This window comes from Citrobacter sp. KTE151 (assembly GCF_000398845.1).
Classification (GTDB): domain Bacteria; phylum Pseudomonadota; class Gammaproteobacteria; order Enterobacterales; family Enterobacteriaceae; genus Citrobacter; species Citrobacter braakii.
In genome coordinates, this window is record NZ_KB976063.1 from 1,202,451 (window position 1) to 1,215,034 (window position 12,584).

Sequence of the window (12,584 nt, forward strand, 5' to 3'; positions counted from 1 at the left end):
AAACGCATGAAGACGTCAGTGTGATACGATAAAATGTAAAGTTGTGTCTTTCTGGTGACTTAGCACCTATGGATGCTTGAAAATAGCCATAAGACCCATACGATATGGGTAATCGCATAGTGCGTTTTGTTAAATTGAGGTTAAAAGAAAATTATGATGCGAATCGCGCTCTTCCTGCTGACGAACCTGGCTGTGATGGTCGTTTTCGGGCTGGTATTGAGCCTGACAGGGATTCAGTCAAGCAGCGTTCAAGGCTTGTTGATCATGGCACTGCTGTTTGGTTTTGGTGGTTCCTTCATTTCGCTGCTGATGTCCAAATGGATGGCGTTAAAATCCGTTGGTGGGGAAGTGATCGAACAGCCTCGCAATGAAAGAGAACGCTGGCTGATGAATACGGTAGCGAATCAGGCTCGCCAGGCTGGGATCGCTATGCCGCAGGTTGCAATCTACCATGCGCCAGATATTAACGCGTTTGCTACCGGTGCGCGCCGGGATGCTTCGCTGGTGGCTGTAAGTACAGGCCTGCTGCAAAACATGAGCCCGGAGGAAGCCGAAGCCGTTATCGCGCATGAAATCAGCCACATTGCCAATGGCGATATGGTTACCATGACGCTCATTCAGGGTGTGGTGAACACCTTCGTTATCTTTATCTCACGTATTCTGGCGCAAATTGCCGCTGGCTTTATGGGCGGAAACCGCGATGAGGGTGAGGGCAGTAACGGCAACCCATTGATCTACTTCGCAGTGGCGACGGTGCTGGAACTGGTGTTTGGTATTCTGGCGAGCATTATTACCATGTGGTTCTCACGTCATCGTGAATTCCATGCGGATGCCGGTTCAGCAAAACTGGTGGGGCGTGAGAAAATGATCGCCGCGCTGCAGCGTCTGAAAACCAGCTATGAGCCGCAGGAAGCGACCAGCATGATGGCGTTCTGCATCAACGGTAAATCCAAGTCGTTGAGTGAGCTGTTTATGACTCACCCGCCGTTGGATAAACGTATTGAAGCGCTGCGCAGCGGAGAGTATTTGAAGTAAGTTAATGACTGTCACGGGGCACCCGTTGCTCCGTGACTCATAAAACATAATGGCTATTTAAAGCTATCGATTAAAGCCTCACCCAGACTATTCTGTCCCAGTTCTGCTTTACCTCTCATTCCGTCATTTTTCTCTGCCGGGGACGAAAATATTCCTTGCCGCTTTATCTCTGGTAAAAATATAGGAGCCCCGCTGGCTGACAAAATGAACAGTGCCGGGCATTTGATGAAACCCAGTGGTAGACGGGCTATCATTGACAGCCCGTCTGGTAGGAAAAAACTAAATCAGAACTGGTAGTTTAATGATACCCAATAGTTACGGCCCGGGTTTACGTATCCGGTAGTGGATTGTGCAGTCTGATAGTAATCTCCTGCGTAGGTGCTATTACGGCCCACCTGGTAAAGTTTAACCTCGCTAAAGTCTTTATCCAGCACGTTATTGACCGCCGTATTTAGCGTCAGATCTTTGGTCAGCTTATAAGACATTCCCATGTCGAGAACGGTCCAGGCTTTTAAATCAGCGCCTTTATCGTCATAGACGGCCTTTTGTACTGCGCTGAGGTTGTTGTAATTTTCGGTAAAGCGTGGGGCTTTACCGCGATAACGTGCGCTCAGCCAGGCATTCATATCTTCCGTTGCCTGCCAGTTCAGGCGAGCGTTAGCCATATGTTTTGGCGTGTAGCTTAACGGCGCGCCTTTATTGTCACCATCTTTTTGCTTGCTCTGGGTGTAGGTATAGTTGAGGGATAAAGTCAGCACATCCGACCACAGAGGGAAGGTGCTGGCAAATTCAACGCCATCGGTCCTTGCCTTGCCGCTGTTGGTATAGCTGTTGGTATTATCATCGATAGAATACGAGACAATTTTATTTTTGTATTCGGTATAGAAGCCGGTAATGTTGGCGTTCAGCCCGGTGTCGTTCTCGTAATACAGCCCGGTTTCGTAGCTGATACTTTCCTCAGGTTTTAGGTCCGGATTACCGACCGTATTCACGGTTCCTTGCGCGGTTACGCCGCTGATCCCGTTATGTAACTGGCTCAGTGATGGTGCTTTATAACCTGTCGTCACGCCGCCTTTGAGCGTCCATTCGTCGGATACGTCCCAAACCATATACGCTCGTGGGCTGAGATGACCGCCAAAGACATCGTTATGCTCGTAGCGTGTCCCTGCGGTTAAGGCCAATGAGTCGAGAATATGCCATTCATCTTCTACATAGGCTGCCCACGTTTTTTGATGGAACGTTTCGCCGGTATTGGCCAGCACCACACCGTCTTTCATGCGCGCATCCCAATATTCCCCGCCGAGGGTTAAGAGGTGCGAATCACCTAATGGCGTCAGCAGTACTGAGTCCAGAATGACGTTGGTGTTCTTCAGTTCACGTGCGTCACCGGCCCGGCCTGCGTTCTCTGGCGTGAGTGCGGAGGAGACTAATTGTCGTCCTTTGTTCTCAGTTTCATTCCAGCCGAGGGAGGATTTCCAGGTGCCGAACGTTAAGGCGGTATCGTGGCCGAGGGTGACTTTGTTACGCTCATAGCGCAACGTTTTATCGTAACCCCCCGTCAGGTTACCCAACTGACCGTCATCGTTATCATAGCGCTGTCTGGCGGAGTCGAGATCTAACCATAGCGTATTGCTTTCATTCGTTTTCCAGTCGAGTCGCGTGCCGATGTTATAGTTTTCTGACTCGGTAGGATAAGGTACGCGTGTGGAGGCGGTATCGCTCAGGGAGGTAACGCTGGAACCCTGACGTTGGGTGGTGCTACCCCGAACCTGCATATCCAGTACGCCAGCGATTAACGGGCCGCTAGACCAGAAGTTGGCGACCGTGCTGTTACCCCATTTATTACTCTCTTGCAGGTTAACGCCGGTATTGATGGAGGTGCTCCATTTATCGGTACTTTTTTTGGTAATGATATTCACCACGCCACCGATTGCGTCGGAGCCATAAAGCGTCGACATCGGGCCGCGGATCACCTCAATATGATCGATTGCCGCCAGTGGAGGCATAAAGCTGGTATTCATAGCTGAGAAGCCGTTTGGCGTCACATCGCTGCTGCCGTTTTGACGAATACCGTCAATCAGGATCAGAGTATAACTGGCGGGCATGCCACGAATGCTGATCTCCAGGCCACCGGTTTTACCGGTGCTGCTTTCAACATCCACCCCTTCAACAGAACGCAGGGCTTCGCCTAAATCATTATATTTATTGGTTTGTAACTCTTGCTGTGAAATAACGGAGACGCTGGCGGCAGCGTTGGTGATTTTCTTTTCGTAACCGGAAGCGGTTACCACCATAACATCTTCAGCGAAGGCCAGGGGACTGGAAAATCCTAGACAGGACAGAACAACAGAAGCAACAGGTTTTAAACGCATAGTCAAACTTCCTTTGTTAAAAATTCAAAGGAAGTAAGATAATTGATGGGAATGATAATAAAAATAATTATCATTATATGTTTACATAACTTATCACTTCTGGTGTTTTTCTTGAATAAATATACATAAATTGTCATTAGTTTTAGCTAAGTAAATAGCGGAAATGACCAATAATTAGTATTTGTAATCATTAGGTTGTAATTAATTTGCTATTAATTGACTGGCTAACATTTAATCTATTTTCTGTGATTCAGAGGGTACTCAATTAGGAGTATCAGAAAAAAGTATGATAATCTTAGAAAATCGTCATACTTTTCTGCGCCGCATCATTTTTTTCGTCATTTCAGTCCGCCATAATCCCTTCCCCAGGAGACCGTTTAACGGCATTGAATCGTTGAGCGGCATAAAAATAACGCAAATCTGGATAACATAATGATTAAAGGCAAGCTGGCACTGCTTACGTGCGCATTGACTCTCGCATTAACCTCACCACTTCTCGCCGCGCAAAATGTGAGCGAGGGGCAGACGTTGAAGCTGGCAATTGGACCTGAGCCAACGGAAGGGTTTGACCCGATGCTGGGCTGGAGTCATGGCAGCTATTTGCTTTTGCATGCACCATTATTAAAACAAAACGCAGATATGAGCTGGGGTAACCTGCTGACGGAAAAAGTTGAAACCAGTGCTGACGGCAAAACCTGGACGTTGACGTTAAAACCTGACCTTAAATTCTCCGATGGTTCCCCGCTAACCGCTGAAGATGTGGTGTTCACCTATAATAAAGCCGCAAAGAGCGGCGGCAAAATCGACATGGGAAACTTTACTCATGCCAGCCTGAAAGATAACCGCACGGTAGAAATCACGCTGCGCAGCCCGCAGAGCACCTTTGTGAACGTGCTGGGCTCTTTGGGTATTGTTCCCGAAAAACGGTATGACGAAAAAACATTCGCCAAAAATCCGATTGGCGCGGGCCCTTATCGGTTGGTGAGTTTTCAGCCGGGGCAGCAGCTGATCGTGGAGGCGAACCCCTGGTATGCCGGTAAGAAAAATGATTTCAGTAAGCTGGTGTTTGTCTTCCTTGATGAAGATAACGCTTATGCCGCAGCGCGCAGTGGTCAACTGGGACTCGTGCGTATTGCGCCTTCGATGGCGGTCGCCCCTCAACAGCAGAATTTGAAGCTTTGGGTACGCGACAGCGTGGAAAACCGTGGCATTGTGTTCCCGATGGTTCCTGCGGGTAAAAAAGACGCCAATGGTTATCCGATCGGTAACGATATCACGGCTGATATCGCCATCAGACGCGCCATCAACTACGCCATCGATCGTAAACAACTTGCCGATCAGGTCATGGAAGGTCATGCGATTCCGGCGTATAGCGCGGTTCAGGGCCTGCCATGGCAGGGACAGTCAGTTGCGTTCAAAGATGGCGACAGCGAAAAAGCGCGGATGATTCTGGAAGAAGCCGGCTGGAAGGTGGGGAAAGACGGCGTACGTGTGAAAGACGGTAAAGAGGCTCGCCTGACTCTATGGTACGCCAGCGGTGACAGTACGCGCCGGGATTTAGCCGAGGCCGTACGTGCGATGCTGGAGCCCGTGGGTATTCAGGTCTCGCTGCAATCCGGAAGCTGGGAAACCGTTGAGCGGCATATGCATGCGAACCCGACGCTGTTTGGCTGGGGAAGCCTGGATCCGATGGAGCTTTTCCATCACTACAGCAATCAGGCCGCGGGCGTGGAATACTACAATCCAGGCTATTACAGCAATCCCGTCGTTGAACAACATCTTAAACAGGCCATTGATGCTCCAGACTGGCAAAAAGCGTTGCCTTTCTGGCAACAGGTGGAGTGGGATGGCAAGCAAGGGGCTGGGGTGCAGGGCGATGCCGCCTGGGCATGGCTGCTGAACATTCAGCACACTTATCTGGCAAATCCGTGTATTGACCTGGGCAAAGGCGCGCCGGAGATCCACGGTAGCTGGTCCCTGCTCAATAATCTGGATGAATGGACCTGGACCTGCCGTTGATGAAGTCTGTTGTAGGCCATTTTCTACGGCTGATAGTGTTATTAGTGCTGGTTGCGGCTGGCACTTTTATGCTGCTCAGCTTTTCTCCTGTCGATCCGATTCGCGCCTATATCGGCAACGATCTCCTGCACGTGCCGCCGGAACAATATGCGCGTATCGCTGCTCGCTGGGGATTAGACCAGCCGTTATGGGAGCGTTTTGGTCACTGGTTTATACGTGTATTGCAGGGCGATCTCGGCTACTCAATGTTGTTTAATGCACCAGTTGCCAGCGTAATCAAGGAGCGCTTTGCAACTTCGTTTGCCTTGCTTGGCGGCGCGTGGCTGCTCTCCGGCATACTGGGAACGGCAATGGGATTTGTCGCGGGTCGTTATCTGAATCGCTGGCCGGATAAAGCAATCTGTCGACTCAGCTATCTGCTTTCGTCTTTGCCGACCTTCTGGATTGGTATGCTGCTGCTGGCGTTATTTGCCGTGCGCTGGCCTGTATTTCCGGTCTGCTGCGCGTGGGAGCCGGGCAACAGTGGCGATATGGCCACGCTGGCTGAGCGTCTGCGCCATTTAGTGCTGCCCGTTTGCGCGCTAAGTTTATTGGGACTTGGCCAAATTACACTTCATACGCGGGAAAGTATCGCCAGCGTGATGAAAAGCGATTTTGTCCGTTTTGCGCGTTCTCAGGGAGATAAAGGCTGGTCGCTGCTGCGTCATCAGGTTCTGCGCCACGCTATCACGCCCGCGCTGTGCCTGCAGTTCGCCTCGCTGGGAGAACTACTGGGCGGCGCACTGCTGGCGGAAAAAGTTTTTGCTTATCCGGGACTGGGACAGGCCACTATTGATGCCGGATTACGCGGCGATCTGCCGTTACTGATGGGAATTGTGTTGTTCAGTACCATACTGGTGTTCATTGGCAACTCGCTGTCTACCTGGCTTGTCCATGTGTTGAACCGTGCTCTGGAGCGACCTGATGCTCTATAATCCGACGCCGACGCTGATTCGTCTTCTGCTCTCTTTTAGCTGCCTGCTATGCATTGCGGTGTATGGCGCAGCGACGCTGGAAAACCCATTGAGCGTTAATCTGCTTGCCCGTCATTTACCGCCTGATGCGCTGTATTGGTTTGGCACCGATAACCTCGGTCGCGATCTGTGGATTCGTTGCTTTCAGGGCGCGTTAACCAGTCTGCAAATTGGTATTGGCGCGGCGTTGTGCAGCGGCTTCATCGCATTACTGATGGCGGCGGTTTCACGTATACATCCGCGTCTGGATGTACTAATGCGTCTGATTACCGATGCCATGCTGTCAATGCCGCATCTGCTGTTGCTCATATTGATCTGTTTCACGCTGGGTGGCGGAAAAAATGGGGTGATTATGGCAGTTGCGTTGACCCACTGGCCGCGTCTGGCGCTAATCCTGCGTGCCGAAGCGCAGCGCGTGGCCCACAGTGATTATCTGACGTTAACCTGGCGTCTGGGACACGGACATTTTTACTGCTGGCGGCATCACTATCTCCCGGCATTGTTACCCCAGTGGTTAACGGGAACCTTGCTGATGTTTCCCCACGCGGTGTTGCACAGCGCGGCGTTGAGCTTCCTCGGTTTTGGGCTGGCGCCGCATGAACCATCGCTGGGCCTGTTGCTGGCTGATGCGCTGAGGTTTATCAGTCATGGCGACTGGTGGTTAGTGCTGTTTCCCGGGCTGATGCTATTCAGTCTGGTTATGTTATTCGATCAGCTCGCAAGGGCAGTGCATCGTTTATGGTTACGAGGTGACGCATGTTGAGTTTAAGACAGGTCTCGCTGGACGTGGCGCGTTATCGCTGGTACGGCGCGAGAAACTGGTCTTCGCTGTTGCAGGATATCTCTTTCGACGTAGCGCCTGGTCAGATGGTGGCGTTAGTCGGGGGAAGTGGGGAAGGTAAAAGCCTGTTGCTGCAATGTCTGCTTGATCTCTTACCGGACAATTTGCGCTTCAACGGCTCCATCACCCTGGAGGGGAAAACGCTGGACAGTGATGATATTCGCAAATGTCGTGGCAATACTTTCAGCTATGTCCCGCAAGGCGTTCAGGCGCTTAACCCGCTGCTCTCGATTGAAAAGCATCTGCGCAGGGCAAGTCAGCTCTCCGGCCAGGCCTGGAATGCCGGAAAAATTGAACGATTGCTCCAGCGTAGCCAACTGGAAAGTCGCGTATTAGATGCCTTCCCACGCCAGCTTTCAGGGGGGATGGCGAAACGTGTTCTGGCCTGTCACGCGTCGCTGAGCCAGGCTCGCTATATTCTGGCTGATGAAATTACCGCCTGGCTTGATGCACCGCTGGCTAATCAACTGCTTGAACAGCTACGTGAGCAATGTGAGCAAGGGGCTGGCGTTTTATGGGTAACGCACGACCTCACGCTGGCCGCTCGCCACGCGGACCGCATTGTCGCGCTGCATCAGGGAAGGGTGTCGGATAACGTCAGCCGGGAACAGCTGTTACGCGGAGAGATCAGCGAGCATCTGCAACGCCAATGGCGGGCGCTGCCTGAAAGAAATCAACTTTTTGGAGAGCGCGATGCTGTGCTGTCGTGAAGTGACGATTTGTCAGGGAGGAAAGGTGCTATGGCAAAATCTGACCTTCTCTCTGCGCCCCGGAGAACGCATTGGGGTTTGTGCACCCAGCGGAACCGGCAAAACAACGCTGGGACGCGTACTGGCGGGCTGGCAAAAACCGACCTCGGGTGACATTCTGGTTGATGACCAACCGCTGCCAATGCACCAGTATTGCCCGGTGCAACTGGTGCCACAGCATCCGGAATTAACCTTTAACCCCCGGCGTAGCACCGGCGATGCGGTTTATGATGCCTGGCGACCTGATACCGAACTGCTTACCCGTCTTCACATCAATCCTGAGTGGTTAACCCGTCGTCCCGGACAGCTTTCTGGCGGTGAACTGGCTCGAATTGCTTTACTTCGCGCGCTGGATCCGCGGACACGTTTTCTTATTGCCGATGAAATTACCGCCCAACTCGATCCTTCCATTCAAAAAGATATCTGGGTACTGCTGCTTGAAGAGTGCCAGCGTCGGCCATTAGGTATGCTCATTATCAGCCATCAGCAGGCTCTGCTTGATCAGATCTGCTCCAGAAAACTCATTGAAGCGTGAGGCAATAACGTGCAGTAATGTCTATTGATTAAATTGTTACGTTATATTATAACATTTCACTCGCAAACGATTTGAGGGTGAAATTTTGGCTATTCGTTTTAACAAACTGACAATCGCTCTGGGGATGCTTTTAGTCAGTGGGCAGGTTTTGGCGCATGGTCATCATTCCCATGGTGCGCCGATGAGTGAAGCAGAACAAAAGGCGTCGGAAGGGGTATTTGATGATAACCAGGTGCAGAACCGGGCGCTGTCCGACTGGGATGGCATGTGGCAATCTGTCTATCCGTATCTGGTCAGTGGCGAACTTGATCCGGTTTTCAAAAAGAAAGCGGAGAAAGATAAAAGCAAAACGGCAGAACAAATTAAAGCTTATTACCGTACAGGCTATGCAACCAATGTAGACACCATCGGCATCGAAGATGGCGTGATGGAATTTCACACCGGTAATCAGGTCGCATCGTGCAAATACGATTATGCCGGGTATAAAATCTTGCACTATAAATCAGGCAAGAAAGGTGTACGGTATCTGTTTGAGTGTAAAGCCGCTGACAGCAAAGCGCCTAAATACGTGCAATTCAGCGATCATATTATCGCGCCGCGTAAATCGAGCCACTTCCATATCTTTATGGGAAATACCTCGCAGGCCGCCTTACTTGAGGAGATGGAAAACTGGCCTACCTACTACCCTTATCAGCTGAAGGGCGAAGAAGTAGTGGATGAGATGCTGCACCATTAATCTGGGCTAACCTTATCTGTACACACCCGCCACCAGTGGCGGGTTTTTTAATTAATAACCTGCTCTTTCCATCACCTGTCGCATTCGTTAGCATATTGTATCGCAGCAAGTGCATGTGTTTTTTCAGGAAGAGGTTAACGTGTTCGCAGAGTATGGAGTTCTGAATTACTGGACGTATCTGGTGGGGGCTATTTTTATCGTGCTGGTACCGGGGCCAAATACGATATTTGTGCTGAAAAACAGCGTCGGTAGGGGAGTAAAGGGGGGTTATCTCGCCGCCAGCGGTGTGTTTATTGGTGATGCCGTGTTGATGTTTTTGGCCTATGCCGGTGTTGCTGCATTGATTAAAACAACGCCCGTTTTGTTCAATATCGTTCGTTATCTTGGCGCTTTCTATTTACTGTATCTTGGCGCGAAGATCCTGTATGCAACACTGAAATCGAAAGCAAGCGACGCCGCGCCTGAGGAAGTCCCGTTTGGCGCTATTTTTAAGCGCGCATTAATCCTGAGCCTGACCAATCCCAAAGCTATTCTGTTTTATGTGTCGTTCTTCGTGCAGTTTATTGATGTCAATGCGCCGCATTCAGGGCTGTCATTCTTTATTCTGGCTATTACGCTTGAGATAGTGAGCTTTTTCTATTTGAGTTTCCTTATTTTCTCCGGCGCGTTTGTGACGCAATATATCCGTACGAAGAAGAAACTGGCTAAAGTGGGGAATTCCCTTATCGGCCTGATTTTCGTTGGTTTTGCCGCCCGTCTGGCCACGCTTCAATCGTGATGCCATCGGCCCGCTGATTGCGGCGGGCCTTTAATATTGCGCTCTGCTTTTCATTTATAATCGTACGGTTATAACCAATAAATGGTATTTTAAATATATATTTTGAGGCGTACCCTGTGTACAGCAGCGGTTCAATATGACTCGCTGGTTGTCGACTGGAAAAGGGAAGAAAAATGCTTCAAATTCCACAGAATCATATCCATACACGCTCTACGCCATTCTGGAACAAAGAAACGGCGCCTGCCGGAATTTTCGAACGCCACCTTGATAAAGGGACCCGTGCCGGGGTTTATCCTCGACTTTCGGTTATGCAGGGGGCGGTCAAATATCTCGGATACGCAGACGAACACAGCCCGGAGCCAGTAGAGGTGATGATTATTGAAGCCGGTCAGTTTGGCGTTTTTCCACCGGAAAAATGGCATAACATCGAAGTGATGACCGACGACACTTACTTTAATATCGATTTTTTCGTTGCCCCGGAAGTTCTGATGGAGAGTGCAAATCAACGAAAAGTCGTGCGCACCGGCAAGGAGTAAATCATGGGTAAAGCAACCTATACCGTCACCGTGACCAATAACAGCAACGGTGTTTCTGTTGATTATGAAACAGAGGCACCAATGACATTACTGGTGCCGGATGTGGCAGCAGAAGTGGTCAAAGATCTGGTCAATACCGTGCGTTCGTACGATACCGAAAATGAGCACGAAGTCTGCGGGTGGTAGGCATTAGTCACTGCTACTGATTGAATATATTAGGCTGTGTCCCTTAATTGCATAATCTTTTGTAAAACAGTCTGATACAGCCCAGTTTAACCATCGCCAGATAATTCCTCGCCGTTTTGTCATAACGTGTGGCTATGCGACGATATTCTTTCAGGCGACCAAAGCAACGTTCAACAACATTGCGATTACGGTAAGCATCACGATCGAGTTGTGAACGACCATCTGAGGCCATTTTTTCATTGGATTTGCGAGGAATGACGGCTTTTATACCCTTGTTTTTCAGTTCGTTCCGTAACGCATGTCCGGAGTAGGCTTTATCTGCCAGTACGGCATGACCACGTCGCTTCATGCTGCCATTCTGGCGCTGAACACCAATACCGTCCAGCAGACGTTGTGCGAACTGGCTTTCATGGGCTTGTCCGGGGCTCAGCACAATATTTAACGGCAGACCGCTTCCGTCTGTCGCCAGATGGATTTTGGTGCCAAAACCGCCGCGAGAGCGACCCAGCCCATTATCTCCGGCGATATCGGGATGTTTTTTTGAGCCCCGGCTGCACATTTGAGTGCACGGATATTACTGCCATCCAATGCTGTCGCTGACCAGTCAATAAGACTGTTTGTATCAAGTAACGTAAGTAACTTGTTGAAAATCATGTTAATCACTCCTGACTTTGACCACCGGTTAAAACGGTTGTAAACGGTCTTCCATGGACCATATCGTTCAGGCAAATCGCGCCATGGTGCGCCTGAACACAGCACCCAGAACATACCATTGATGACCATACGGTGTTCTGCCCATGGGCGTCCGGCCCGTGGTGTTGCTGGTTCAGCAGGTAATAAGGGCTGGATGAGAGCCCATGCATCATCGGGAAGGTCGTAACGAGCCATAGTTCAATGTGTTGTGGAAACAGGCAGTTACTATAGCTCAGGTGATTAAGGGACACAGCCTAGTTTTTAATCTAAAAACTGCACTGCGCTTTGACGGCGCAGTGCGTTTTTTTATCTGGGCGAAACAGGGAAATATCCAGAAAGGATTCCTTAAGAAAACCTTAAGAGAGTCGCATTGATTGCTAATAGTTGATCATTCACAGGGGTTATGATCGCGAAACAGTTACAAAAAAAGAACATCGCGCTTATGAAACTCAATACCCGACTTACATTACCCACAATCATTCTCGGATTAGCCATCGTGGCGATCCCGTTCGCCGCGAACTGGCATCTCCCGCTACTCAACGGTATTGTCGTCAGCTGGATTGAAAATGGCCAGGCGCTATGGCTGCTGTTTGGTGCCATATTTACACTCAGCTACATCAGGCCTTTATCACGTCCCGAAGGCGAGAAGCAATTTTGGCTTTGGGCGGCAGCGTGGTGGCTGGTATTACTGGGCCGAAGCACAAGTTGGGGCCGCGATTATTTTCCTGAGTATCCTAAACTCCTGTTCAGAGCTATCTCAGTGGTATTGATTGCCATGATTATTCTGCCAGTGCTGATTTCGAAGCGCTTACGCCAGGATATTGCCCGTCGCTTTCGCAATGAATCGCTACCGCTGTGGCTGTTAGCGATCACCACCTGTGCATTTTTGATCTCCGATACGGTAGAGCATCATCGTCTGCTGGCTCCCATCTTTCTGCACAATGCTCAGTATGGCGATCTGATTGAAGAACTGTACGAACTACCGTTTATGGCGGGATTGTTTCTGATGAACCTCGGCTTTATGCGGCGGGATAAGCAGGAGGAAGCTGCATCCATCCGCTTCAGTGAACCACAGCTGGCGAAGTCATGAG

At 50.3% G+C, this 12,584-nt stretch carries 13 protein-coding genes; 11 read left to right on the plus strand and 2 right to left on the minus strand.

Features of this window, described 5'->3' with window-relative positions; genetic code table 11:
* Nucleotides 1-153 precede the first annotated feature (153 nt).
* Nucleotides 154-1,035 carry a protease HtpX gene (gene htpX / locus WC7_RS15675; RefSeq protein WP_016152785.1) on the plus strand — a complete coding sequence of 294 codons (882 nt, stop codon included), beginning with the start codon at nucleotides 154-156 and terminating at the stop codon, nucleotides 1,033-1,035.
* Between the two features lie 284 nt (nucleotides 1,036-1,319).
* On the opposite strand, the gene WC7_RS15670 is transcribed toward htpX, so the two are convergent.
* The gene (locus WC7_RS15670; RefSeq protein ID WP_016152786.1) at nucleotides 1,320-3,407 is read right to left on the minus strand and encodes a TonB-dependent receptor; all 2,088 of its coding nucleotides are present in this window, start codon (nucleotides 3,405-3,407) and stop codon (nucleotides 1,320-1,322) included.
* Nucleotides 3,408-3,839: 432 nt separating this feature from the next.
* Between WC7_RS15670 and WC7_RS15665 the strand changes: the two genes are divergently transcribed.
* The 9 genes from WC7_RS15665 (at nucleotide 3,840) to WC7_RS15625 (ending at nucleotide 10,800) form a co-directional block, all read left to right on the plus strand.
* Nucleotides 3,840-5,426, plus strand: coding sequence for an ABC transporter substrate-binding protein (locus WC7_RS15665; RefSeq protein WP_016152787.1), 1,587 nt, complete (start codon nucleotides 3,840-3,842; stop codon nucleotides 5,424-5,426).
* Complete coding sequence (locus WC7_RS15660; protein WP_016152788.1) at nucleotides 5,426-6,400, plus strand: ABC transporter permease; 975 nt, start codon at nucleotides 5,426-5,428, stop codon at nucleotides 6,398-6,400. Before WC7_RS15665 ends, WC7_RS15660 begins: the two co-directional genes overlap by 1 nt.
* Nucleotides 6,390-7,202 (plus strand): ABC transporter permease, encoded by an 813-nt coding sequence (locus tag WC7_RS15655; RefSeq protein WP_016152789.1) that lies wholly within the window; start codon nucleotides 6,390-6,392, stop codon nucleotides 7,200-7,202. The genes WC7_RS15660 and WC7_RS15655 overlap by 11 nt, the downstream gene beginning before the upstream one ends.
* Nucleotides 7,196-7,990, plus strand: a complete 795-nt coding sequence (locus tag WC7_RS15650) for an ATP-binding cassette domain-containing protein (protein ID WP_016152790.1) — start codon at nucleotides 7,196-7,198, stop codon at nucleotides 7,988-7,990. The genes WC7_RS15655 and WC7_RS15650 overlap by 7 nt, the downstream gene beginning before the upstream one ends.
* Nucleotides 7,974-8,564 (plus strand): ATP-binding cassette domain-containing protein, encoded by a 591-nt coding sequence (locus WC7_RS15645; protein WP_016152791.1) that lies wholly within the window; start codon nucleotides 7,974-7,976, stop codon nucleotides 8,562-8,564. Before WC7_RS15650 ends, WC7_RS15645 begins: the two co-directional genes overlap by 17 nt.
* An 85-nt stretch (nucleotides 8,565-8,649) precedes the next feature.
* The gene (zinT, locus tag WC7_RS15640; RefSeq protein ID WP_016152792.1) at nucleotides 8,650-9,300 is read left to right on the plus strand and encodes a metal-binding protein ZinT; all 651 of its coding nucleotides are present in this window, start codon (nucleotides 8,650-8,652) and stop codon (nucleotides 9,298-9,300) included.
* A gap of 139 nt (nucleotides 9,301-9,439) precedes the next feature.
* Nucleotides 9,440-10,078, plus strand: coding sequence for a leucine efflux protein LeuE (gene leuE / locus WC7_RS15635; protein WP_016152793.1), 639 nt, complete (start codon nucleotides 9,440-9,442; stop codon nucleotides 10,076-10,078).
* Nucleotides 10,079-10,251: 173 nt separating this feature from the next.
* Nucleotides 10,252-10,614, plus strand: a complete 363-nt coding sequence (gene yeaR / locus WC7_RS15630; protein WP_005120376.1) for a DUF1971 domain-containing protein YeaR — start codon at nucleotides 10,252-10,254, stop codon at nucleotides 10,612-10,614.
* Between the two features lie 3 nt (nucleotides 10,615-10,617).
* A complete protein-coding gene (locus WC7_RS15625; protein ID WP_003832433.1) occupies nucleotides 10,618-10,800 on the plus strand; it encodes a DUF1869 domain-containing protein in 183 nt (60 codons plus the stop codon).
* A gap of 43 nt (nucleotides 10,801-10,843) precedes the next feature.
* Here the strand turns inward: WC7_RS15625 and WC7_RS26335 are convergent.
* Nucleotides 10,844-11,688 (minus strand): IS5 family transposase gene (locus WC7_RS26335; protein WP_100245687.1). Its coding sequence is split into 2 segments (ribosomal slippage): nucleotides 10,844-11,343 and nucleotides 11,343-11,688, totalling 846 coding nucleotides; the frame shifts between segments, so codons are not numbered across the junction.
* A 247-nt stretch (nucleotides 11,689-11,935) separates the two neighbouring features.
* Here WC7_RS26335 and WC7_RS15615 point away from each other — a divergent pair.
* Complete coding sequence (locus WC7_RS15615; protein WP_032947085.1) at nucleotides 11,936-12,583, plus strand: hypothetical protein; 648 nt, start codon at nucleotides 11,936-11,938, stop codon at nucleotides 12,581-12,583.
* The last annotated feature ends 1 nt before the right edge of the window (nucleotide 12,584 follow it).

Excerpts from the sequence above, each read along its gene's own strand:
- WC7_RS15650 (WP_016152790.1), top strand. The coding sequence starts at position 7,196 with ATGTTGAGTTTAAGACAGGTCTCGCTGGACGTGGCGCGTTATCGCTGG.
- WC7_RS15660 (WP_016152788.1), top strand. The coding sequence starts at position 5,426 with ATGAAGTCTGTTGTAGGCCATTTTCTACGGCTGATAGTGTTATTAGTG.
- yeaR (WP_005120376.1), top strand. The coding sequence starts at position 10,252 with ATGCTTCAAATTCCACAGAATCATATCCATACACGCTCTACGCCATTC.
- WC7_RS15670 (WP_016152786.1), bottom strand. The coding sequence starts at position 3,407 with ATGCGTTTAAAACCTGTTGCTTCTGTTGTTCTGTCCTGTCTAGGATTT.
- WC7_RS15655 (WP_016152789.1), top strand. The coding sequence starts at position 6,390 with ATGCTCTATAATCCGACGCCGACGCTGATTCGTCTTCTGCTCTCTTTT.
- WC7_RS15645 (WP_016152791.1), top strand. The coding sequence starts at position 7,974 with ATGCTGTGCTGTCGTGAAGTGACGATTTGTCAGGGAGGAAAGGTGCTA.
- WC7_RS15615 (WP_032947085.1), top strand. The coding sequence starts at position 11,936 with ATGAAACTCAATACCCGACTTACATTACCCACAATCATTCTCGGATTA.
- WC7_RS15665 (WP_016152787.1), top strand. The coding sequence starts at position 3,840 with ATGATTAAAGGCAAGCTGGCACTGCTTACGTGCGCATTGACTCTCGCA.
- WC7_RS15625 (WP_003832433.1), top strand. The coding sequence starts at position 10,618 with ATGGGTAAAGCAACCTATACCGTCACCGTGACCAATAACAGCAACGGT.
- htpX (WP_016152785.1), top strand. The coding sequence starts at position 154 with ATGATGCGAATCGCGCTCTTCCTGCTGACGAACCTGGCTGTGATGGTC.